Here is a 21,616-nt window from a genome sequence, read left to right on the forward strand (position 1 = left end):
TGTTAACCCGCCCGCCTGTAAACCAGTTTTGCAACAAGGCGGAGCAACGGATGACCGAAGAGCAGCTTTCTTCCAATCACCCCCCACTCCCACCCACCACGGAAGAGGACCGGTTTTCGTGGCTTCGCCTTTTGCGTTCTCGCAAGGTCGGTCCGGCGACGTTTCGTCGGCTTCTGCGGGAACATGGCTCGGCGCAGAACGCGCTGGCCGCGTTGCCGGAAATGGCACGCGCTGCCGGAATAGAAGGGTATGAAATCTGCCCCCCCGGCGTGATTGAGGCGGAGCTCAAGGCCGCAAAAGCCGCAAAAGCGCGGCTTTTGTGCCTTGGGTCCGCCGATTTCCCAGCAGCTCTGAGTGATCTGAATGATGCGCCCCCTATGCTTTGGGCAATCGGTGACGTGTCTCTCTTGCAAAAACCTGCGGTTGCAATGGTTGGTGCACGGAATTGTTCTTCGCTCGGTGCTCGAATGGCCCGGGGTTTGGCGACTGACTTGGGCAGCAAAGGCTATGTGATTGTCTCAGGCCTGGCGCGCGGCATTGATACGGCGGCACATATAGCGACCCTTACATCCGGCACCATTGCCGTCATGGCCGGCGGCGTGGATGTCGTCTATCCAGTCGAGAATACAGAGCTGGCTCATGACATCGCTTCCAACGGGTTGCGCGTGTCGGAACAGCCGATGGGCGTGACACCGCAGGCTCGGCACTTTCCCCGCCGAAATAGGATCATCTCTGGCCTTGCGCAAGCTGTTGTCGTGGTCGAAGCCGCAGCAAAATCTGGCAGCCTGATCACGGCACGCGATGCCTTGGATCAGGGGCGCGAGGTTCTGGCCGTACCCGGCCACCCCTTCGATGCGCGGGCCGCCGGGTGCAATCTGTTGATTCGGGATGGGGCTATCTTGGTCCGGTCCGCGGAGGACGTGGTTGAAGCCTTGCCCCACAAGGACAACCTGCCTTCACACCGCCCCCAGCAGCCACCTACCCCGGTCGCACACCCTGCCCAAGACTTACACATTCAAATCCTTGAACGACTTGGCCCCTCACCCATCGCGGAAGACCAGTTGCTGCGAGACATCGCGGCATCGGCTGGCGAGCTTGGCCCCGCATTGGTCGATCTGGAACTGGATGGACGAATCCAGCGCCAGCCCGGGGGTCTATTGTCCCTGGCAGGCTGATCGAACCACTTCCATGAAACATGGTGTCGGCCCTTCCAGAGACACGGCACCTTGAATAATGACCTGAAATTAAGGCGTTTTTCGACCTGCAAAAGGAACGCATTGACAATTCCCGCTTGCCCCACACATTTTGCACCACCATAGAAGGCGCCAAATTCGTCGAGCGAGGTTTCCCCTTAAATGCCTGTAGTTGTTGTAGAATCTCCGGCCAAAGCAAAAACTATCAATAAATATCTCGGCCCCGACTACACAGTTTTGGCCTCTTACGGCCATGTTCGGGACCTTCCACCAAAGGATGGGTCGGTCGATCCCGAGCATGAGTTTTCCATGAAATGGGAAGTTGGCAATGACAGCCGCAAACATGTCAAAGCCATCGCCGATGCCCTGAAAGAAGATAACGCACTGATCCTCGCCACTGACCCTGATCGTGAGGGCGAGGCGATCAGCTGGCACTTGCAAGAAGCTCTGACCAAGCGCCGTTCGATCAAGAAAGATACGCCGGTCAGCCGCGTAACGTTCAACGCCATCACCAAAGAAGCCGTCACCCAGGCGATGCAGAACCCGCGTCAGGTCGACATGCCGCTGGTCGAGGCCTATCTGGCCCGCCGTGCGCTGGACTATCTGGTGGGCTTCAACCTTTCTCCCGTCCTTTGGCGCAAGCTGCCCGGTGCAAAGTCCGCCGGTCGCGTGCAATCCGTCTGTCTGCGCCTGATCGTCGAACGCGAGATGGAGATCGAGGCGTTCAAGCCGGTCGAATACTGGTCGGTTAAGGCGCTTTTCGAAACACCGCGCGGCCAGACCTATGAGGCGCGGCTGGTTACTCTGGCCGGCAAGAAACTGGACAAGCACGATCTGGCCAACGCCACGCAGGCGGAGCTGGCGGTTCAGGCTATCACAAGTCGGGCGCTCAGCGTCACCTCGGTCGAGGCGAAACCGGCAGCACGCAACCCCAGCGCGCCGTTCATGACATCAACCTTGCAGCAAGAGGCCAGCCGCAAGTTCGGCATGGGTGCGCGCCACGCGATGCAGGTGGCGCAGCGGCTATATGAGGCTGGCTACATTACCTACATGCGGACCGACGGTATCGATATGGCCCCCGAGGCCGTGGCCACCACCCGCGATACAATCGCGGAGCGCTATGGCGCCGAATATGTGCCGGACAGCCCGCGCATGTACAAGAACAAGGCCAAGAACGCACAGGAAGCGCACGAATGTATCCGCCCAACGGATATGTCACGCGATGCCAAGGCCCTGAAAGTCACCGATGAGGATCAGCGCAAGCTTTATGACCTGATCTGGAAACGCACCATAGCTTGTCAGATGGCCGCCGCCCGACTGGAGCGGACCACCGTAGAGATCGGCAGCGATGACGGTCAGGTCGGCTTGCGCGCCACTGGTCAGGTAGTCATGTTTGACGGGTTCATGCGTGTTTATGAAGAAGGTCGCGACGATGTAGCCGACGACGACGAAAAGCGCTTGCCGCAGATCATGCAGGGCGATCCGGCGCGTTTTGCCAAAACCTCACTGAAAGGTCAGTTCGCGAAGGCCGAGGAAAAAGCCGCAATCCTGTCCGAAAACGAATCCGTTCTGGCGCAGCAGCACCACACGCAGCCTCCGCCCCGCTATACCGAAGCCACACTGGTCAAGCGCATGGAAGAACTTGGCATCGGTCGCCCCTCGACTTACGCCTCGATCGTGACCACGATTCAGGATCGGGAATATGTGCGCAAAGACAAAAACCGACTGATCCCCGAAGAAAAGGGCCGGATCGTCACGATCTTTCTGCTGAACTTCTTCCGTCAATATGTGGGTTATGAATTCACAGCCAATCTGGAAGAAGAACTGGACGACGTCAGCGCAGGGGACCGCGATTATAAGGACCTGCTGGGCAAGTTCTGGCGCGATTTCTCGGCCGCAATTGGCGAGACGTCCGAACTGCGAATTTCCGAAGTACTGGACAAGCTGGACGAAGCGCTCGCGCCGCAGCTGTACCCGCCGCGTGAGGATGGATCGGATCCGCGGATATGCCCGAAGTGCGGCACTGGGCAATTGCACCTGAAAACCTCGCGCACGGGCGGTTTCGTTGGTTGCGGCAACTACCCCGAATGCACCTATACGCGTCCCATCGCAGGTGAAGGTGCCGAAGGGGATGAACGCTTGTTGGGCGAAGATGCGGGTGATGAGATCTGGCTGAAGTCTGGTCGTTTCGGTCCTTACGTTCAGCGCGGCGAACCCACGCCCGAGAACAAGAAGCCACCGCGCGCCTCTTTGCCGCGCGGGTGGAGCAAAGATGACATGGACCTTGAGAAAGCTCTGACGCTGCTCTCTCTGCCACGTCAGATCGGCGAACACCCTGAGGGTGGCATGATCAGCTCGAATTTCGGGCGGTTTGGCCCCTACCTGATGCACCAACTGCCGGAAGAGGCAAAGCCGGTTTACGCCAATCTCAAAGACCCCAACGATGTGTTCGAGATCGGCATGAACCGCGCGGTCGAGTTGCTGGCTGAAAAACGCGCCAATCCAGGGCGCGGACGCCGCGCGGCTGCGAAACCGTTGAAGGAGTTGGGCGAACATCCTGACGGCGGCGCCATGCAAGTTCTGGATGGTCGCTATGGGCCATATGTCAAATGGGAAAAGGTCAATGCGACCATTCCCAAGGACATCAAGCCAGAAGACGTGACGCAGGAAATGGCCATCGAACTGGTGAATGAACGCGCCGCCAAGAAAGGCACCAAGAAAAAGGCGGCCCCAAAGAAGAAGGCCGCAGCCAAGAAGGCAACCAAGAAGGCGGCGGAATAGGTAGAAATACCAACACACCCTTGGTTTCATTGACTTCCCCATGACGTGGCGGCACAACCTGCCCATCACCATGTCATTGGGGGAGTTTTCCATGAAAAAAATCTATGCCAATGCCTCTGAAGCGCTCGATGGGGTTCTGACAGATGGTATGCTGATTGCCGCGGGCGGCTTTGGCCTGTGCGGCATTCCGGAACTATTGCTCGAAGCTATTAAAGAGTCTGGCGTCAAAGACCTGAGCTTTGCATCGAACAATGCCGGTGTGGACGATTTTGGAATCGGCATTTTGCTGCAAACAAAGCAGGTCAAAAAGATGATCAGCTCGTATGTCGGCGAAAATGCTGAATTCATGCGCCAGTATCTGAGCGGTGAATTGGAACTGGAATTCAACCCGCAGGGAACCCTGGCCGAGCGGATGCGCGCAGGTGGTGCCGGTATTCCCGGCTTTTATACCAAGACAGGCGTGGGCACGGTGATCGCCGATGGCAAGGAACATAAGGACTTCAATGGCGAGACCTACATCCTAGAAGAAGGGATCTTCGCCGATCTGGCCATCGTTAAGGCGTGGAAGGCGGATGACACCGGAAACCTCGTGTTCCGCAAGACCGCCCGTAATTTCAATGTGCCTGCGGCGACCTGCGGCAAAATTTGCGTAGCCGAAGTAGAAGAGATCGTTCCGCGCGGCTCACTTGACCCGGATTCGATTCACCTGCCCGGCATCTATGTGCATCGCATCATTCAGGGCGAGCACGAAAAGCGCATCGAACAACGCACCACCCGCAAGAAGGAGGAAGCATAATGCCCTGGGACCGCAATCAGATGGCCGCGCGCGCGGCAGAGGAACTGGAAGACGGCATGTATGTGAACCTCGGCATCGGCATTCCGACGCTGGTGGCGAACTATGTTGGCGACAAGGACATCACCCTGCAATCGGAAAACGGCATGCTGGGCATGGGGCCCTTCCCGTTTGAAGGCGAGGAAGACCCAGACCTGATCAATGCAGGCAAGCAGACGATCACAGAACTGTCCCGAACGGCCTATTTCGACAGCGCCACTTCTTTTGCCATGATCCGCGGCGGCAAAATCGCTGCGGCGATTCTGGGCGCCATGGAAGTGGATGAGAAAGGCGACCTGGCAAACTGGATGATTCCAGGCAAGCTGGTGAAAGGCATGGGTGGAGCAATGGATCTGGTCGCGGGTGTCGGCCGTGTCATCGTTGTGATGGATCACACCAACAAGCACGGCGACAGCAAGGTTCTGAAAGAATGCACCCTACCCCTGACAGGTAAAGGCGTGGTCGATCGCATCATCACCAATCTCGGTGTATTGGATGTGGTCGAAGGCGGCCTGAAGATCGTCGAACTGGCCGATGGTGTCAGCGAAGACGAGATGCGCGCAGCAACACAAGCGACACTTGTTTCTTAAAAGAACAAAGGCCCGCCGAATCGAGGCGGGCCTTATTTAGTTTGAGGTCTGGAACACGCAGCCGTCAGAAATCAGATCAGGCGGGGTGGCACACAAGGCCTTTGCGATCTGGAATGCAGCCAGAACTTTGGGCACATAGTCCCGGGTTTCCGTATAGGGTGGCACACCGCTGTGTTTACGCACTGCACCTTCACCTGCGTTGTATCCGGCCAATACCAGAATTGGATCGTTCCCGAACTCTTCCATCAGCCAGTTGAGGTATTTCACCCCTCCGGCGATGTTCTGTGCTGGCTGAAGGCTGTCTTTCACCCCGAAGCGTGCCGCCGTGGCAGGCATGAGTTGCATGAGCCCCTGCGCTCCGGCAGAGCTGATCGCATCCACCCGCCCGGCGGACTCGACCGAGATCACTGCCAAGACCAGCGCTGGTGAGACATTGGTACCGACAGTTGAGCGCAGAATCTCTTTACCCTGCTGCTGCGCAATGTTCTGCAGGGTTTGAAGTCGGGGAGACCGCACACTCGTGGCTGCAAGGGCCGAGATGGCGGCATCTAAACGTCCTGCACCACCCTGACCTATCTCGGGCGAGATCCTGTCCCAGAAAGCTTTATAAGACCCTTTGGGATTACGCTTGTTTTGTGCCTCTGGAGGAATCGGCTGGGCAACTTCTGTGCGCGCAATGACATCTGGCACCGATAGGTCGGCCCCTGTGCTGGGCGCAGAAGGTTGTGTTGCATGTTCCTCCGCAGTGATTTGTACGGTCACGCGGGGGCGTTCACCCGGCTGGGGTGCTTTGATCCGTTTGTACACGCCGCGCGGTTCTACTTCGGTTGCGTCTGCATATGTGACACTCGAAACTAGAAACGCGAGTACACCGGCGCATTGGAGTGCGGTCCGGAGATTCATTTGCCTGCCTCATGTTTTCTTTTTAGGCGATTTGAACCTCGAATCTTCGCGCAAAGCCAGAAAAACAAAGCGAAATGGGGCAATTTCGCCTCATTTGACGCAATTTTGCACCGTCCAAACAGGTATGATCTGACCATTGCATTTTTTTAATCGTTTTATTTCAGTTGCTTATGCATTTTCTAACTAAAAAGTTAAGCTGCACGAAAAAAAATCTGTGTTTGGCCCAATTCCTGCCACGCACCACAGGCAAACATAGATGCATACCGAGACGGACGGGAGCGGACTGAGAGAGGAAGCTCTGGAAGACGCCGAGGTTCATTAGACTTATTTAGATCCTTTAGGAGGGACGTAACATGATCAAGTTCATCAAGAACTTCCGCAAAGACGAAGACGGCGCAGTAACAGTTGACTGGGTTGTTCTGACCGCAGCAGTCATCGGCCTGGCCGCAGTTGCTTACCAGCAGATCGAAACCGGCGCCACTGGCCTGGCAACCGGCGTGAACGAAGCGCTGAACGGCGCGGCACTGAGCACCGGCAGCAACACCACTTCGGGCGGTATCACCACCGAAGGCACAAGCAACTAAGTTGTTGACATAGAGAATTTTCGAGGCCGCGCCAGTCTGGCGCGGCCTTTTTTGTCCAGGGCGACCTGCAAACTAACTTAATGCTCACATCAAGACTAAGCAGGCAACGTCTTGGATTAGAACTTGGAAACACCCGACACCACGCGCAACCTGGCTTTGTTCCCAAAGCTTCTTAAATCTCGCGCGAAAACAGCGTTTGTCCAAGTTCAATCCTAAAAAGCCTATTATTGCCCAATTTCCGCCATTCCCGCGCAATCTTTTGAATAAAAGCTGCCAGCAATATGGTTAAAATCAATTGGAGTAGAGAACATGGTCAAGTTCCTAAAACGCTTCAAATCGGAAGAAGCGGGCGCGGTGACAGTCGACTGGGTAGTGCTGACGGCTGTTGTCATTGGCCTGTCCGGTGCGACATACCTCGTCATCAGTTCCAGCGTTGACAGCTTAGGCGGAAATGCAAACGAAGCCATGAATGCTGCCGTAGTCAGCACCGGCTCAAACAGCGCTCCTGGCGGGATCGTCACCGAGGGTACCGCGGGTGGCGGCGGTTAAATCACGCAGCTTGGTGCTTTTGGCGGCCTGAGCAAAGCAATTCCCCAAATTAAAAAACGCGACGTCCATTGGGATGTGGCGTTTTTTGCGTCAAACCCAAATGTCGGGTGAAGCTCGATAGATCATGTGCAGAATTGTGTGGATTTTGGCAGAGAAACTGACAATCAGACATATTTGTCCCACATTTCGACACAATTTGCATTTAAGGATTAGGCTGTTTCAAAGCGCCCTTGCGGCAGCTTAGTATTCGACCAAACTAAATAAAGAGGTACTCGCATGCGAGCGGTATTCGGACTTGTCCTAATTGTCGGCGTAGCTCTGGCCGGAGGCGCAGTCTATATGGCGCGCAACTATATCTCGGCTTACCAAAACGAGCTGGCCCGTCAAAGGCTTGCCGCAGAAGAGGCTCTGGCCAACGCACAGGTCGAGGTAATTCCTACGGTAACAGTATATGTGTCGAATCGCGCACTTAAGTACGGCGAGCGTCTAACGCAGGAAGACATCCGCGCTGTGGACTGGCCGGAAAACGCGATTCCGGAAGGCACCTTCACTGAACTCACAGCTCTGTTCCCTGAAAACGGTCCTACAGAACGTTTTGTTCTGAGAACGATGGAAAAAGACGAAGCGATCATGGGCGTCAAGATTACCGAGCCTGGTGAAAAAGCTGGCCTGACCTCGCGTCTTGAAAAAGGGATGCGCGCCTTTGCAATCAGTGTTGATGTTGCGTCGGGCGTTTCAGGCTTTTTGCGCCCTGGTGATAATGTGGACATCTACTGGACAGGCTCCAGCGGCACTCTTGAAGGCACTGGCAACGGGGGCATTACCCGCCTGATCGAAACCAATGTACAATTGATCGCCGTTGACCAAACAGCGGGGTCCGACGTCACCAACACAACGATCGCACGGACCGTCACAGTTGCGGTAACTCCGCAACAGGTCGCCGCTCTGGCACAAGCTCAAAATTCCGGCCGACTGTCACTGGCACTGGTTGGTGTAGCAGATGAATCTGTCGCATCTACGATTGAAGTTGACCAGCGCAAGCTGCTTGGCATTCAAGCTGCAGCACCGGAACCGGAACAGAAAGTAGAAGAAGTTTGCACGACCCGCATCAGACGCGGCGGCGAGATTGTCAACGTGCCTATCCCTTGCACAAATTGACGCTAATTCAGAACCTTACAAGATCAGAGCCGCGCCTAGGGTGCGGCTCTTTTTTTGTGGTTGTTGCCAATTCTCCACATAAGGAACATTCCGGAAACCATTGATTATTGCAATAAATTTGGAATTCGCGCAGTCTGCTTTGGTATAGGGCATAAGACCCAAAAAACGAGGCGTGATCGGAGAGGCAGGTCACATGACAATACGTTCCTGGATCAGCGCAACCCTGCTGGGGTTGTCGCTTGTTATTAGTCCGGTTGGCGACGCCGCCTGGGCTGAAACTTTGCGCGTGGTTAAAAAGGGTACGGTGGAAACACTGGATGTCCCTATGAACCGCGCAATCGTCGTTGAAAGCGAGCAACCGTTTGCTGAACTCAGCATTGCCAACGCAGGCATTGCGGACATCTCGTCGTTGTCGGACCGGACCATTTATGTTCTGGGTAAGGCTCCGGGCTTAACGACACTGACCCTGTTTGACGGGGCCGGCAACCTGTTAGCCAACGTCCGCGTACGCGTTTCACCCGATGTTTCGGAGTTCAAGGAGCGTCTGCGTCAGATTCTGCCTGAAGAACCCATTGAAGTTCGCACCGCCAATGATGGCATCGTGCTGTCCGGTACGGTTTCCAGCTCGGCCAAACTGTCGCGTGCACTGGAGTTAGCCGAACGCTATGCGCCTGATCGCGTCTCGAACCTCATGTCAGTTGGTGGCGTTCAGCAGGTGATGTTGAAAGTGCGCTTTGCCGAGATGAATCGGTCCGTTGCCAAGAGCTTGACCGCTTCACTGGGTTTCGGCGGCAGTGATGTGACAGGTGGTTTCAACACTCTCAACAACCAGCTTTCACTTAATAATGCCCTCAACAACAACATACCTGCGATTCAAACAAACACAGGCGCGATCCTTTTCGGGTTTGGTGCCGGTTCAACTCAGGTTCGCTTGTTGCTGGAGGCGCTTGAAAGCAAGGGGCTGGCCCGCAGCTTGGCTGAACCGAACTTGTCAGCCCTATCTGGTCAGCAAGCAACATTTTTGGCCGGTGGCGAAGTTCCGATTCCAGTACCACAGGATGAAGGCGTCATAACCATTGAATACAAAGCGTTCGGTGTCGAGATCGATTTCATCCCTCGCGTCGTAGATGGAGACCTGATCAACCTTGAAATGGCAACAGCGGTTTCAAGCATTGATCAAAGCTCTGACTTCACGCTTAACGGTGACCCCGTTCCCAGCTTCATCACGCGCCGGGCAACTACGACGATTGAACTGCGTGACGGCGAAAGCTTTGCTATAGCGGGATTGATCCAGGATGATTTTGCAGACCTGAGCAACCAAGTTCCATGGCTGGGCGACGTTCCGGTTCTTGGGGCCCTGTTCCGCAGCGCCAACTACCAGCGTGAGCAAAGCGAACTCGTTGTTATCATTACTGCGCACCTGGTCTCGCCAACGCGCGGCGAAGCGCTGGCCCTTCCAACCGACCGGGTCAAGCCGCCCAGCGAATTTGATCTGTTCGTGAATGGGCAGGTCGCACGCACTCAGCGTGCCGGTTCCGGTGGAGCATCCGAAGTTGCCAAACAAGATTTCGGCAGCTCGTACGGCTACGTCCTAGATTGATCAGGAGGATAGGACCAATGCAAAAGTGGATCATCACATTGGGTCTTACGGTCGCAGTTGCCGCATGTACGCGCGAGGCCGGATACGAGATCGATGCTGGAACTTTCGGCAACGCAACGTTGAACAACATTCAGGTACAAAACGGTGAACTGACTTACGCTCAGATCCTCGGCCAACGCTTTGCGGCGGATGTACCAAGCCAGGTGAACTTTGCCTTTAACAGTTCACAGTTGGACGCGTCGGCACAGCGAATCCTGTTGCAGCAAGCAGACTGGATCAAACAGTTCCCTGAAGCGCGCTTCCGGGTATACGGCCATACCGACGCTGTGGGTTCGACCAGCTACAACAAAAGCCTCGGCTTGCGCCGTGCCCAGTCGGTTGTGGCCTTCCTTGAGCGCCAAGGAATCTCGCGTTCGCGACTTGAAGCAGTTGTGTCCTTTGGCAAATCGCAGCCTTTGATTGCCACACAGCAGCGCGACCGCCGGAACCGCCGGACTGTGACCGAGGTTTCAGGCTTTGTTGACGGCAACCGGCAGCTTCTGGACGGCAAATACGCAAATGTGATCTACCGGGAATATGTGGAAAGTGCGACATTCAAGAGCACGGTCCAAGAAGTGACCGCGTCAGAAGGCGATGATGGATAATACATCCGAAATGGGCGGCATCGTCGCCCATTTCCCTACAATTGGTTCTTTTGCGCCCAATTCTTGCCCAACTTCAAAGCAACATTGTGAACAATAGGGTGACCTGCGGCCAAATTTGACCGTATTGGGGCGACAGCACATCAATCTGGCGGATTTCGTTCATATGACATGCTGAGCCCTCACGACGAGGATAGTGTTTATGACCAGCGCGACGCCGCAAGATGACAATACAGCAATTTTGGCCTGCACCATCAGCCGGGATGTCCAAAATTTCGATCTTTTGATCGAAGACATGGAGGCCATTCTGGGTGAACGCTGGGGAGATCTGGGCTTTGCCGAGGCGCTGGCCTTTTTCAGCCAGCCAGAAGCTGAATCTCTTGAATTTGTGGCGTTGGCAATTGATGGAGAGGACGAAGACAACCTTTCTTTGATGGGTGAGATCATCACCCAGGCCAAAGAAAAGAAAATCAAAGTTGTCCTGATCGCTGAAGACGTCACACCAGCCTCACTGCATCAGCTATTGCGCAAAGGCGCAGACGAATTCGTCCCCTACCCTCTTCCGGAAGGCGAACTGCAAGAAGCGATCGAGCGCATGAAGCAGCCCGATCCTGTCGCAGTGGCTCAGGCCGCCGCCGTTCCTTTGACAAGCGGTGAGGCAAAGGAAGGGGCTTTGTTCGTTGTACAAGGGCTGGCTGGCGGTGTGGGTGCGACCACAATGGCCGTCAACCTGGCTTGGGAGTTGGCCTGTGCGTCGGAAAAAGATGCCCCTTCGGTCTGCCTGATCGATCTGGATCTTCAATACGGTACGGTTTCCACCTATCTGGACCTGCCGCGGCGCGAAACGGTTTTTGAAATGTTGTCAGATACCGAATCGATGGATAACGAGGTTTTCTCGCAAGCGCTTCAAACTTATGAAGAAAAGCTTCAGGTTCTGACGGCACCATCGGATATGGTGCCGCTGGATCTGATTACACCAGATGATATTCAGCGCGTTATCGACATGGCCCGCACACATTTCGACTATGTGATCGTCGATATGCCCAAGACGCTGGTTCTGTGGTCTGAAACGGTCTTGCAAGCGGCACATGTGTATTTCGCGATGATCGAATTGGACATGCGCTCTGCGCAGAACGCGCTGCGCCTGAAGCGCGCCTTACAGGCCGAGGAGTTGCCCTTCAATAAACTGCGTTTTGCTCTGAACCGAGCGCCCAAGTTTACTGATCTCAACGGAAAGAGCCGAGTAAAGCGTATGGGTGAAAGCCTTGGGATCTCGATCGACTTGCAATTGCCCGACGGGGGTAAGCCGGTCATGCAGAGCGGTGACCACGGTCTGCCACTGGCAAATTCGGCCGCCAAGAACCCGTTGCGCCGGGAAATCGCGAAACTGGCAAAATCGCTTCACAGCCTTGGTAGCGGCAGCGCCGAAGAAGCTGCGTAACATCTTTGCAAAGGGGTACCTGCCGTGTTTTCAAGATATAAGAAACCGTCCGCTGCACAGCCGGTAAAAGCGCCGGCACAAGCCACCGAACCGGCAGCGCCCGTTGCACAGGCCGCTGCCACAACGACAGCGGTTGCACGCAAACCCCAAAAAAAGAAGCCCGGCGAGGTCGTTGGATCCGATCGTGATCGCAAGCGAAAGGAACGACTGGGCGAAATCAAGATCGAGCTGCACAAGGAATTGTTGGAAAACCTGAACCTTGCGGCTTTGGAAAACGCGGGCGAAGCCGAATTGCGCGCAGAAATCAGCGCAATTGCCAGCGAGGTTCTGGAAACCAAGAACATCGTTCTGAACCGCGAAGACCGGTCTCAACTGAACAAAGAACTGTATGATGAGGTGACAGGTCTCGGCCCGCTTGAGACCCTGCTACAAGACGACACGGTCAACGATATTCTGGTCAACGGCCCGCAACAGATTTTTGTTGAACGCGCGGGTAAGCTGGAACTCAGCGACATCACGTTCAAGGATGAAAAACACCTGATGCGGATCATCGACAAGATCGTGTCCGCTGTGGGTCGTCGTGTTGATGAATCAAACCCTTATGTTGACGCCCGTCTGGCCGACGGCTCGCGTTTCAACGCCATGGTCCCGCCAATTGCGGTGGATGGATCGCTGGTCTCGATCCGTAAATTCAAAAAGGACAAGCTGGGCATTGACGATCTGGTCAATTTCGGCGCTTTCACGGAAGAAATGGCTGCCTACCTGCAGGCGGCGGTATCAACGCGCCTGAACATAATCGTTTCGGGCGGTACCGGTTCCGGTAAAACAACCACTTTGAACGCACTGTCCAGTTTTATCGACGATGCCGAGCGCATCCTGACCATCGAGGATACGGCGGAACTTCAGTTGCAGCAGACCCATGTGGGACGAATGGAAAGCCGCCCGCCCAACGTGGAAGGCAAAGGCGAAGTCAGCCCGCGCGACTGTTTGAAAAACGCCCTGCGTATGCGGCCTGATCGCATCATCGTGGGTGAGACGCGAGGCGCCGAAGTGATCGACATGTTGCAGGCCATGAACACCGGCCACGATGGGTCGATGACCACGATCCACGCCAACTCGGCGCGTGACGGTATTTCGCGACTAGAGAACATGATTGCCATGGCAGGGATCGAGATGCCGATCAAGGCGGTCCGCAGCCAGATCTCATCTGCTGTGAACCTGATTGTGCAGGCCAGCCGCTTACAGGACGGTTCACGCCGGATGACCTCGATCACCGAGATCACAGGGATGGAAGGCGATGTGATCTCGATGCAGGAAATTTTTCGTTTTCAACGCGTTGGACTAACACCCGACAACAAGATCATCGGTCATTTCACCGCAACCGGCGTGCGCAGCCACTATTCGGAACGCTTCCGTCTGTGGGGCTTTGATCTACCAGCGTCGATCTACGACCCAACCACGATGTAGGAGAAACACGCATGAATGTGCCTATGGAGGCGATTATCTATGTCGCCATCTTTGTGGGGGTTCTTGCCCTGGTCGAGGGCATCTATCTTGTCGCCTTCGGCAAATCCATCAGCCTGAACAGCCGGGTTAACCGCCGTCTGGACATGCTGGAAAAGGGTGCCGGGCGCGAACAGGTGCTTGAGCAGCTGCGCAAGGAAATGCAGCAGCATATGAAATCGCAGAGCATCCCTCTGTATTCACTGCTTGCTGACAAGGCTCAGAAGGCGGCGATTGCGTTTTCCCCGCGTCAGTTGATCATGATCATGGCTTTGGTGTCCAGCGTGGCGTTTGTCGGGCTCAGCATTGGCACTGCCACAGATACCGCACTGCGCGCCGTAATCTCTATCGCGATTGGCATCGGAGGCGTTTACGCATGGGTCAATCACAAGGCCAAGAAACGCATGGGTATGATTGAGGAACAACTGCCCGACGCGGTTGAATTGATGGTGCGTTCGCTGCGTGTGGGTAACCCGTTCGTGTCGACCATTCAGGTGGTTTCAAACGAAGTTCAGGATCCGCTGGGCACTGAATTTGGCGTCATTGCGGATGAATGTGCCTATGGCCGCGATGTCGGTGAGGCCTTGAAAGATATGGCCGAGCGGCTGGACATGCAGGACTTGCGTTTTTTGGCCGTCGCTGTGGGTATCCAACAGCAATCCGGTGGTAACCTCGCTGAAATTCTGGCCGGTCTGGCTCAGGTCATCCGGGCCCGATTCCGCCTGTTCCGCCGGGTAAAAGCCATCACCGCCGAAGCGCAGTGGTCAGGAAAGTTCCTGTCTGGCTTTCCGATTGCCTGTCTGGTTTTCATCCTGGTTAAAGACCCAGGCTATTATGACGAGGTGTTGGACCATCCCTGGTTCATCCCCGCCTGTTTCGTTGTCGCCATCATGCTGACACTGAACCTGATCGTCATGAAGATCATCACCAACATTAAGGTCTGAGGGCGCATCATGGAATTTCTGACCAGCATCAATGACCTTTTGACACAACACCTGGGTGAATTCGGACCGCTTATCGTTGTCGGCATTCTGGGTCTGATAATGATTCTTGTGGCCGTCTCGCTGATGATGAATCAGCCCGAAGACCCGCTGAAAAAACTGCAAAGATCAAACTCAGCCCCTAAAAAGCAAACAAAAGACAAAAAAGAACGGCTTCGCAACTCAAGCCGTAACGAGCAGCTTGAGAAATTTGCAACGTTCCTTGAGCCTAAGAACGAAGAAGAATATTCGGCGGTCGAACTGAAACTGCGGCAGGCCGGGTATCGGTCGAAAGACTCGGTTCGGTTCTTCCATTTCGCTCAGTTTTCGCTGGGTATTCTTGGGATTCTCGTCGGAGTCCTGTTGATCACCGTCTTTTCCGGTGGACAGGAATTCACCGGTCAGCAGATGATCATCCGGGTTTTTGTTCCGGGCGCGATCGGCTACTTCGCCCCCAAATACTGGATCTCACGTCGAGTGGAAGAGCGAAAAGAAGCCATTACCGCAGGATTTCCCGACACGCTTGACCTGATGCTAGTATGCGTCGAAGCCGGGCAATCCCTGGATCAGGCAATCGTCCGTGTGGCCAGCGAAATGAGTGCCTCCTACCCTGACATCGCGCAAGAATTTGAAATCGTCGCCTACGAAATGAAGGCCGGTAAGGACAAAGATACGGTTCTGCGCGACTTCGGTACGCGGTGCGGTGTGCAGGATGTGAATTCATTCGTGACCGTGATGATCCAATCGGCGTCATTTGGTACATCCATTGCCGAAGCTCTGCGGGTGTATGCCGGTGAGATGCGAGACAAACGCGTCATGCGCGCCGAAGAGGCCGCGAACAAGTTGCCGACAAAGATGACTCTTGTCACAATGGCGCTGACAGTGCCGCCATTGCTGATCATTCTGATCGGTCCGTCGGTAAGGGTCATTTCGAGTTTTGGACGCGCGGGCGGATAGAACCCTATGAAAGCTGAAAACAGGTGCTTCCCTTTCGGGTTTCGCCGAATACTTTGGGCCACCACAGTTTGCGCTGTGGTGGCTTCCTGCACGGAAGAGTCGTCGTCAAACGGCTTGGACGCGCCGGGGTTTGATCCCAAAGGTGAGGCTGAAGACAACATAACGGTCGGAAACAGATTGATGGCCGCTGGCGAATACGAGCTGGCATTAGAGTCGTTTTCCCGCGCCGCGCTGGATCAAGGTATGACCACACAGGTGCTGACGTCACTGGGAACAGCCAATCTTGGCTTAAGAAGGGTGGGCCAGGCTGAGACACTTTTGCGCCGCGCTGTTGAGAACGAGCCCGACTGGCCCGTCGCCTGGAACAATCTTGGTGTCCTTCTGATGGAAAAACAGGAATATCCCGAGGCCGCACAGGTGTTTCAGCGAGCGTTTGCATTGGACAATGGCGAAAGTGACGCAATCCGCGACAATCTGCGCTTAGCACTCGCAAAAATGGAAAATCCTGTTAATACTACTACTCAAGAACAAGAATACACACTGGAACAGCGTGGCGACGGGCAATTTACGCTCCGCAAGATCCAGTAATTGAGGCAAGAGCAGTAAAGGACGCAAAAATGCGCCAGCAATTCTTGATTCCGACTGTCATTATCAGCGGTCTGATCCTTTCGGCCTGTGCAAAGGAAACCGAAGAGGAAAAAGTCGAACGCACGTTTCAAGAAGTGAACGTGATTGACGAAACAAACTTGAACGATGTGCTTCTGAACGCGGCTGACCCAAACGAAGCTGTTACCTATTTTCAGGGTGCCGCGCTAAAAAATCCCGACCGGATCGACCTTCAACGCGGATTGGCCATTTCTCTGGGACGTGCCAAGCGCACGACTGAAGCCGCAGCCGCGTGGAAGCGCGTGACGACAATGAAGGGCACGAACGCCGCGGACAGGGTCGAGTACGCGGATGCATTGGTCAGGAGCGGCGACTGGGCAAAGGCCAAATCAGTTCTGGATACAGTTCCCCCAACCTTTGAGACCTTCAAGAGGTATCGACTTGAAGCAGTGGTCGCGGATTCGCGCAAAGAATGGAAGCGTGCTGACCACTTTTATGAAACCGCAGTCGGCCTGACCACCCGGCCCGGCAGCGTCATGAACAACTGGGGATATTCGAAACTGACCCGCGGTGAATATGCCGAAGCTGAGCGCCTGTTCACTGACGCCATCCGTCAGGATAGCTCATTGTTCACCGCCAAGAACAATCTGGTATTGGCCCGTTCGGCACAGGGCAACTATAGCCTACCAGTCGTTCCGATGACCCAGATCGAGCGGGCGCGGCTGCTGAACACAATGGCAATTTCAGCTGTTAAACAAGGCGACGTCACAACCGCAAAGAACCTGTTCCGCGAAGCAATCGCTACCCATCCACAGCATTTCGACGAAGCGGTCCGCTCGCTTCGTGCGCTTGAAGGGGCCTGATACATGCACATTCCAGCAGCCGCTGCGGCCTGGTTTCTGCCGTTTGTGCTGCCGATCTGTTTTTATGTCGCCTTCACCGATATGCGTGACATGCGGATCAAGAACCATGCCGTTTACGCGCTGACGCTGGTCTTTGTTGTAATCGGCCTGATCGCAATACCACCCTGGTCGACAGACTGGCTAAGCGGCAATCTGGGTCCTTTGTCGGTGTCGTTGCCGATTTATGCATGGCAACTGCTCCATATCGTGGTGATCTTGCTTCTGGGTATCATCCTGAACGCTGCAGGGGTCATGGGTGCGGGCGACGCCAAGTTCATGGCTGCGGCATCTGCTTTTATCTGGTTGGGTGATCTCAGGGTGATGATGCTGATCCTTATGGCCTGTATTCTGGCCGCTGTTGTGACACACCGGCTTGCTAAACATACACCGCTGCGGGCCATTGCGCCGCATTGGGAAAGCTGGGATCGCGGCAAACAGTTTCCAATGGGCCTTGCTCTGGCTGGTTCCCTGGCCATGTACTTGATTTTGGGTACTGTTCTCGGATCGTAAACTATCATCAGCACGCCTTGTCATTGCCTTTGTCCCGCCACAAAGCTGGGTCATTTTTCCTCCAAACCGCCCTCATTCGGGTATTTGGCGTGACACTTTGACAAACGAGCAACGCGCATGAATATGCAGACTTCCGCAGTTATGGCCCCCCCTGCCCCAAAAGGCCTGGGCGAAATGAAACTTCCGCTGGTGATGATGCGGGATATTCTGCTGAAAACCGTCTTCCGCAAAAATGCCAGCACCGTTTCCGAAATCGCAGCGGCCATTTGTCTGCCCGGTTCGGTAACGCAGGAACTAGTGGACATCGCACGCGATCAGAAACTGCTGGAGGCGACCGGGACCCTGAATGCTAACAGCGGCAACGAGATGGGCTATCAGCTGACCGATGCAGGCAAGGCCCGCGCCTTGGACGCGCTGAGCCAGTCAGAATACTTCGGTGCCATGCCCGTGCCGCTGGACGTTTACCGCGAGCAGGTTAAACGCCAGTCAATCCGCAACATTCAGGTCACACGAGAACAACTGGTTGGCGCAATGGGCCATCTGGTGCTGCCCGACAGCCTGCTGGATCATCTGGGCCCCGCGGTCAGCGCCGGTCGTTCAATCCTGATGTATGGCCCTCCGGGCAACGGTAAATCCTCAATTTCGAACGGTATACGCGACGCGCTTGGGGACAATGTATATGTGCCTTACGCCATCGAATATGCCGGTCAGGTGATCACCGTCTATGACCCGATCGTACACACTGCGATCGAGCAAGAGCCTGACGACCCCAACAGCCTGCGTCGCCGCAAACGGTTTGATTCGCGCTATGTGCAATGCGAACGACCCACGGTTGTGACCGGTGGTGAACTGTCGCTGAGCATGCTGGATCTGGTCTACAACCCGACCGCGCGGACCTATCAGGCTCCGTTGCAGCTGAAATCGACCGGCGGCATCTTCATCGTGGACGACCTTGGCCGTCAGGCTGAACCGCCGCAGGCGCTGGTCAACCGTTGGATTGTTCCGTTGGAAGAGAACAAGGATATCCTGGGCCTGCAATCGGGTGAGAAATTCGAAGTGCCGTTTGACACGTTGGTCATCTTCTCGACCAACTTCCACCCGAATGAGATCTTCGACCAAGCGGCCCTGCGCCGGATCTTCTTCAAAATCAAAATCGACGGTCCGAACCAGGAAAACTTCCTGAAAATCTTTGCCATGGTGGCCCGCAAACGCGGCATGCCACTGGATGAGGCGGCACTGGTGCATCTGCTGAAGGTTAAATACCCGACCATCAACAACATCTACGCCAATTATCAGCCGATCTTCCTGATCGATCAGATGATCTCGATCTGCGAGTTTGAGGGCATCCCCTATCAGATGAGCCCCGATCTGATCGACCGCGCCTGGGCCAACATGTTCGTAAAAGACGAGAAAATCGTCAAATAACGCTGTGCCAATTCCTCTGCCGCGCGGGTAATCTGTGTTCATGACGCAGATTCCCGCTCGGATCGGTACGTGGTTTTCCACCAAAGGCTGGTCCATCCACCCGCATCAGCATGAGATGTTCGACCGGGCGCAAGACCCCGCAACCTTGCTGATCGCGCCCACTGGTGGTGGCAAGACCATGGCCGGCTTTCTGCCAACACTGGCCGAGCTGGCCGACGGTGCCCATACCGGTTTGCACACGATCTATGTTTCACCGCTCAAGGCACTGGCGGCCGATATCAAACGTAACCTGCGCACCCCGGTGGACGAGATCAACCTGCCCATACGGATCGAAGATCGCACCGGCGACACATCGGCCACACAAAAGAAACGTCAACGCGCCGATCCGCCCCATATCCTGCTAACCACACCCGAAAGCCTGGCACTGCTGACCTCTTACGAAGATGCGCCACGTATGTTCGATGGTGTGCAACGGATCATCGTCGATGAAATCCACGCGCTGGCAGAAAGCAAGCGGGGTGATCAGCTGATGCTGGCGCTGGCACGACTGCAACGCCTCAACCCTGCCCTGCGTCGCGTCGGCTTGTCAGCCACCGTTGAAGACCCCGCAGCAATAGCCCGCTTTCTGGCCCGCCACCCAGACCCCTGCCAGATCGTGCAGGCAGATCCGGGGCCGGACCCGGATATCCAAATGCTGGAAACAACCGAGATGCCGCCCTGGTCCGGTGGTGGCGCAGCCTATGCGATTCCGGCGGTGCTGGATCAAATCCGGCAGCATAAAACCACACTGATCTTTCATAACACGCGCGCTCAGGCCGAAATCTTCTTTCACAACCTGTGGCTGGCCAATGAAGACGGCCTGCCCATCGGCATTCATCACGGCAGCCTTGACCGGCAACAACGCGAGAGGGTTGAGGCTGCGATGGTCCGGGGGGATCTGCGCGCCATCGTTTGCACTGGTTCTTTGGATCTGGGCATCGACTGGGGCGATGTGGATCTGGTGATCCAGATCGGTGCACCCAAGAATGTCAAACGTCTTGTTCAACGGATCGGGAGGGCCAATCACCGTTATAACGCGCCCTCAAAGGCGCTGCTGGTGCCTGCCAACCGGTTTGAAGTGGTCGAATGCGTCGCTGCGCTGGAGGCGGTAAAAGCCCATGATCTGGATGGCGAACCCCGCGGCCCTGGCCCCCGCGATGTCTTGTGCCAGCATATTCTGATTGCCGCCTGCGCCGGACCGTTTGAGGCTGGTGATCTGTACAAGGAAATGACGGCTGCGGGGCCTTACGCGCACCTGAACCGTGCCGAGTTTGACGCCTGTCTCGATTTCTGCGCCACCGGTGGTTACGCCTTGAAGGCATATGATCGCTGGCAACGGCTGCAACAACGTGCTGACGGGAAATGGCAGCTGCGTGATCCCCGCGCAGCGTCGCGCATTCGCATGAATTTGGGCACAATTCAGGACACTGACACGCTCAAGGTCCGTCTAAAGCGCAGCCGGGGCGGCAAGCCGTTGGGAGAGGTTGAGGAAGCCTTTGCCGCCTCTCTGACGCCTGGCGACACTTTTTTGATAGGTGGACAAATTGTGCGGTATGAGGGCCTGCGCGAAATGGTGGTCGAGGTCAGCCGTCGTGCTGATCGCAAACCCAAGATCGCGACCTTCTCGGGTACGAAATTTGCAACCTCCACCCAGCTCAGCGACCGCATTCTGCGCATGTTTGCCCAAGAAGATTGGCCGCAACTGCCCTCTCATACCGAGGAATGGCTGGCCTTGCAGCGGCAGATCTCGCGCCTGCCTCAGCGCGACCGCTTGCTGATCGAAAGTTTTCCAAGCGACGGTCGGGAACATCTATGTGTTTACGGATTCGCCGGTCGTAACGCGCAGCAAACACTGGGTCTGCTGCTGACGAAACGGATGGAAGATACTGGCCTGGCCCCGATGGGCTTTGTTGCAACGGATTACGCCACGCTGATCTGGGGGCTGGATGCAGTTACAGATCCCAAACCGTTGTTTCAACGCGACGCGCTACGTGACGGTCTGGACACCTGGTTGGCTGGCAATGCCGTGATGAAACGCACCTTTCGCGCCTCTGCCACCATAGCGGGCCTGATCGAACGCAACACGGTTGGCCAACGCAAAAGCGGGCGGCAGGCAACGTTTTCGTCGGACATTCTCTATGACACTCTGTGGAAATACGACCCGGACCACCTGTTGATGCAGATCACCCGTGAAGAAGCAATGCGCGGGTTGGTCGATTTTGGCCGGATTGAAGCCATGCTGGAGCGGATAGGCGACCGTATGGATCTGCTGCGGCTGGATCGCATATCGCCGCTGTCAGCCCCACTTTTCCTTGAGGTCGGAAAAGTGCCCGTGAAAGGCGCTGCAGAGGAACGCCTGCTGGCGGAAGAAAGCGAGCGTTTATTGCAGTCAGCCGGGCTTGATCAGCTTTGATCCCCTTGC

General features: G+C 55.7%; 19 protein-coding genes. 18 read left to right on the top strand and 1 reads right to left on the bottom strand.

Going from position 1 to position 21,616, the window contains the following annotated elements; translation table 11 throughout:
- Positions 1 to 50 precede the first annotated feature (50 nt).
- The 4 genes from dprA to GS632_RS11755 all read left to right on the top strand — a co-directional run bounded on the left by dprA (position 51) and on the right by GS632_RS11755 (position 5,396).
- Entirely contained in the window at positions 51 to 1,175 is a 1,125-nt protein-coding gene (gene dprA, locus GS632_RS11740) for a DNA-processing protein DprA (RefSeq protein WP_171238148.1), read from the top strand.
- A 180-nt stretch (positions 1,176 to 1,355) separates the two neighbouring features.
- The gene (gene topA, locus GS632_RS11745) at positions 1,356 to 3,974 is read left to right on the top strand and encodes a type I DNA topoisomerase (protein WP_171721845.1); all 2,619 of its coding nucleotides are present in this window, start codon (positions 1,356 to 1,358) and stop codon (positions 3,972 to 3,974) included.
- Positions 3,975 to 4,065: 91 nt separating this feature from the next.
- A complete protein-coding gene (locus GS632_RS11750; RefSeq protein WP_171238266.1) occupies positions 4,066 to 4,770 on the top strand; it encodes a CoA transferase subunit A in 705 nt (234 codons plus the stop codon).
- The gene (locus GS632_RS11755) at positions 4,770 to 5,396 is read left to right on the top strand and encodes a 3-oxoacid CoA-transferase subunit B (RefSeq protein WP_050603192.1); all 627 of its coding nucleotides are present in this window, start codon (positions 4,770 to 4,772) and stop codon (positions 5,394 to 5,396) included. The genes GS632_RS11750 and GS632_RS11755 overlap by 1 nt, the downstream gene beginning before the upstream one ends.
- A 36-nt stretch (positions 5,397 to 5,432) precedes the next feature.
- Here the strand turns inward: GS632_RS11755 and GS632_RS11760 are convergent, their stop codons facing one another.
- Positions 5,433 to 6,299 carry a lytic transglycosylase domain-containing protein gene (locus GS632_RS11760; protein WP_171235295.1) on the bottom strand — a complete coding sequence of 289 codons (867 nt, stop codon included), beginning with the start codon at positions 6,297 to 6,299 and terminating at the stop codon, positions 5,433 to 5,435.
- Between the two features lie 353 nt (positions 6,300 to 6,652).
- Between GS632_RS11760 and GS632_RS11765 the strand changes: the two genes are divergently transcribed.
- The 14 genes from GS632_RS11765 (at position 6,653) to GS632_RS11830 (ending at position 21,607) form a co-directional block, all read left to right on the top strand.
- Positions 6,653 to 6,883 carry a Flp family type IVb pilin gene (locus GS632_RS11765; RefSeq protein WP_171177902.1) on the top strand — a complete coding sequence of 77 codons (231 nt, stop codon included), beginning with the start codon at positions 6,653 to 6,655 and terminating at the stop codon, positions 6,881 to 6,883.
- Positions 6,884 to 7,192: 309 nt separating this feature from the next.
- On the top strand, positions 7,193 to 7,432 hold the full coding sequence (locus GS632_RS11770; RefSeq protein ID WP_171177904.1) for a hypothetical protein: 240 nt from the start codon (positions 7,193 to 7,195) through the stop codon (positions 7,430 to 7,432).
- A 276-nt stretch (positions 7,433 to 7,708) separates the two neighbouring features.
- On the top strand, positions 7,709 to 8,590 hold the full coding sequence (cpaB, locus tag GS632_RS11775) for a Flp pilus assembly protein CpaB (RefSeq protein ID WP_171235296.1): 882 nt from the start codon (positions 7,709 to 7,711) through the stop codon (positions 8,588 to 8,590).
- 193 nt (positions 8,591 to 8,783) lie between these two features.
- Positions 8,784 to 10,190, top strand: a complete 1,407-nt coding sequence (locus tag GS632_RS11780) for a type II and III secretion system protein family protein (protein WP_171177908.1) — start codon at positions 8,784 to 8,786, stop codon at positions 10,188 to 10,190.
- A gap of 17 nt (positions 10,191 to 10,207) precedes the next feature.
- Positions 10,208 to 10,834, top strand: coding sequence for an OmpA family protein (locus GS632_RS11785; RefSeq protein ID WP_171238144.1), 627 nt, complete (start codon positions 10,208 to 10,210; stop codon positions 10,832 to 10,834).
- Positions 10,835 to 11,033: 199 nt separating this feature from the next.
- Complete coding sequence (locus tag GS632_RS11790; RefSeq protein ID WP_171238143.1) at positions 11,034 to 12,272, top strand: AAA family ATPase; 1,239 nt, start codon at positions 11,034 to 11,036, stop codon at positions 12,270 to 12,272.
- A gap of 24 nt (positions 12,273 to 12,296) precedes the next feature.
- Positions 12,297 to 13,739: a CpaF family protein gene (locus GS632_RS11795; protein WP_171235300.1), complete on the top strand. Its 1,443-nt coding sequence runs from the start codon at positions 12,297 to 12,299 to the stop codon at positions 13,737 to 13,739.
- Between the two features lie 11 nt (positions 13,740 to 13,750).
- A complete protein-coding gene (locus tag GS632_RS11800) occupies positions 13,751 to 14,719 on the top strand; it encodes a type II secretion system F family protein (protein WP_171238142.1) in 969 nt (322 codons plus the stop codon).
- A 9-nt stretch (positions 14,720 to 14,728) separates the two neighbouring features.
- Entirely contained in the window at positions 14,729 to 15,712 is a 984-nt protein-coding gene (locus tag GS632_RS11805) for a type II secretion system F family protein (RefSeq protein WP_171177924.1), read from the top strand.
- Positions 15,713 to 15,892: 180 nt separating this feature from the next.
- The gene (locus GS632_RS11810; RefSeq protein ID WP_371809073.1) at positions 15,893 to 16,300 is read left to right on the top strand and encodes a tetratricopeptide repeat protein; all 408 of its coding nucleotides are present in this window, start codon (positions 15,893 to 15,895) and stop codon (positions 16,298 to 16,300) included.
- Positions 16,301 to 16,329: 29 nt separating this feature from the next.
- Positions 16,330 to 17,181 (top strand): lipopolysaccharide assembly protein LapB, encoded by an 852-nt coding sequence (locus tag GS632_RS11815; RefSeq protein ID WP_171238141.1) that lies wholly within the window; start codon positions 16,330 to 16,332, stop codon positions 17,179 to 17,181.
- A 3-nt stretch (positions 17,182 to 17,184) separates the two neighbouring features.
- The gene (locus tag GS632_RS11820) at positions 17,185 to 17,730 is read left to right on the top strand and encodes a prepilin peptidase (RefSeq protein ID WP_171177930.1); all 546 of its coding nucleotides are present in this window, start codon (positions 17,185 to 17,187) and stop codon (positions 17,728 to 17,730) included.
- A gap of 117 nt (positions 17,731 to 17,847) precedes the next feature.
- The gene (locus GS632_RS11825; RefSeq protein WP_171235303.1) at positions 17,848 to 19,155 is read left to right on the top strand and encodes an ATPase; all 1,308 of its coding nucleotides are present in this window, start codon (positions 17,848 to 17,850) and stop codon (positions 19,153 to 19,155) included.
- Between the two features lie 40 nt (positions 19,156 to 19,195).
- Positions 19,196 to 21,607, top strand: coding sequence for a ligase-associated DNA damage response DEXH box helicase (locus GS632_RS11830; RefSeq protein WP_171238139.1), 2,412 nt, complete (start codon positions 19,196 to 19,198; stop codon positions 21,605 to 21,607).
- Positions 21,608 to 21,616: the final 9 nt, after the last annotated feature.

The sequence above is a fragment of the Ruegeria sp. HKCCD7296 genome, assembly GCF_013110775.1.
Taxonomy (GTDB): domain Bacteria; phylum Pseudomonadota; class Alphaproteobacteria; order Rhodobacterales; family Rhodobacteraceae; genus Ruegeria.

Excerpts from the sequence above, each read along its gene's own strand:
- GS632_RS11760 (WP_171235295.1), bottom strand. The coding sequence starts at position 6,299 with ATGAATCTCCGGACCGCACTCCAATGCGCCGGTGTACTCGCGTTTCTA.
- GS632_RS11830 (WP_171238139.1), top strand. The coding sequence starts at position 19,196 with ATGACGCAGATTCCCGCTCGGATCGGTACGTGGTTTTCCACCAAAGGC.
- cpaB (WP_171235296.1), top strand. The coding sequence starts at position 7,709 with ATGCGAGCGGTATTCGGACTTGTCCTAATTGTCGGCGTAGCTCTGGCC.
- GS632_RS11810 (WP_371809073.1), top strand. The coding sequence starts at position 15,893 with ATGGCCGCTGGCGAATACGAGCTGGCATTAGAGTCGTTTTCCCGCGCC.
- dprA (WP_171238148.1), top strand. The coding sequence starts at position 51 with ATGACCGAAGAGCAGCTTTCTTCCAATCACCCCCCACTCCCACCCACC.
- GS632_RS11820 (WP_171177930.1), top strand. The coding sequence starts at position 17,185 with ATGCACATTCCAGCAGCCGCTGCGGCCTGGTTTCTGCCGTTTGTGCTG.
- GS632_RS11770 (WP_171177904.1), top strand. The coding sequence starts at position 7,193 with ATGGTCAAGTTCCTAAAACGCTTCAAATCGGAAGAAGCGGGCGCGGTG.
- GS632_RS11780 (WP_171177908.1), top strand. The coding sequence starts at position 8,784 with ATGACAATACGTTCCTGGATCAGCGCAACCCTGCTGGGGTTGTCGCTT.
- GS632_RS11800 (WP_171238142.1), top strand. The coding sequence starts at position 13,751 with ATGAATGTGCCTATGGAGGCGATTATCTATGTCGCCATCTTTGTGGGG.
- topA (WP_171721845.1), top strand. The coding sequence starts at position 1,356 with ATGCCTGTAGTTGTTGTAGAATCTCCGGCCAAAGCAAAAACTATCAAT.
- GS632_RS11785 (WP_171238144.1), top strand. The coding sequence starts at position 10,208 with ATGCAAAAGTGGATCATCACATTGGGTCTTACGGTCGCAGTTGCCGCA.
- GS632_RS11790 (WP_171238143.1), top strand. The coding sequence starts at position 11,034 with ATGACCAGCGCGACGCCGCAAGATGACAATACAGCAATTTTGGCCTGC.
- GS632_RS11815 (WP_171238141.1), top strand. The coding sequence starts at position 16,330 with ATGCGCCAGCAATTCTTGATTCCGACTGTCATTATCAGCGGTCTGATC.
- GS632_RS11755 (WP_050603192.1), top strand. The coding sequence starts at position 4,770 with ATGCCCTGGGACCGCAATCAGATGGCCGCGCGCGCGGCAGAGGAACTG.
- GS632_RS11805 (WP_171177924.1), top strand. The coding sequence starts at position 14,729 with ATGGAATTTCTGACCAGCATCAATGACCTTTTGACACAACACCTGGGT.
- GS632_RS11825 (WP_171235303.1), top strand. The coding sequence starts at position 17,848 with ATGAATATGCAGACTTCCGCAGTTATGGCCCCCCCTGCCCCAAAAGGC.
- GS632_RS11765 (WP_171177902.1), top strand. The coding sequence starts at position 6,653 with ATGATCAAGTTCATCAAGAACTTCCGCAAAGACGAAGACGGCGCAGTA.
- GS632_RS11750 (WP_171238266.1), top strand. The coding sequence starts at position 4,066 with ATGAAAAAAATCTATGCCAATGCCTCTGAAGCGCTCGATGGGGTTCTG.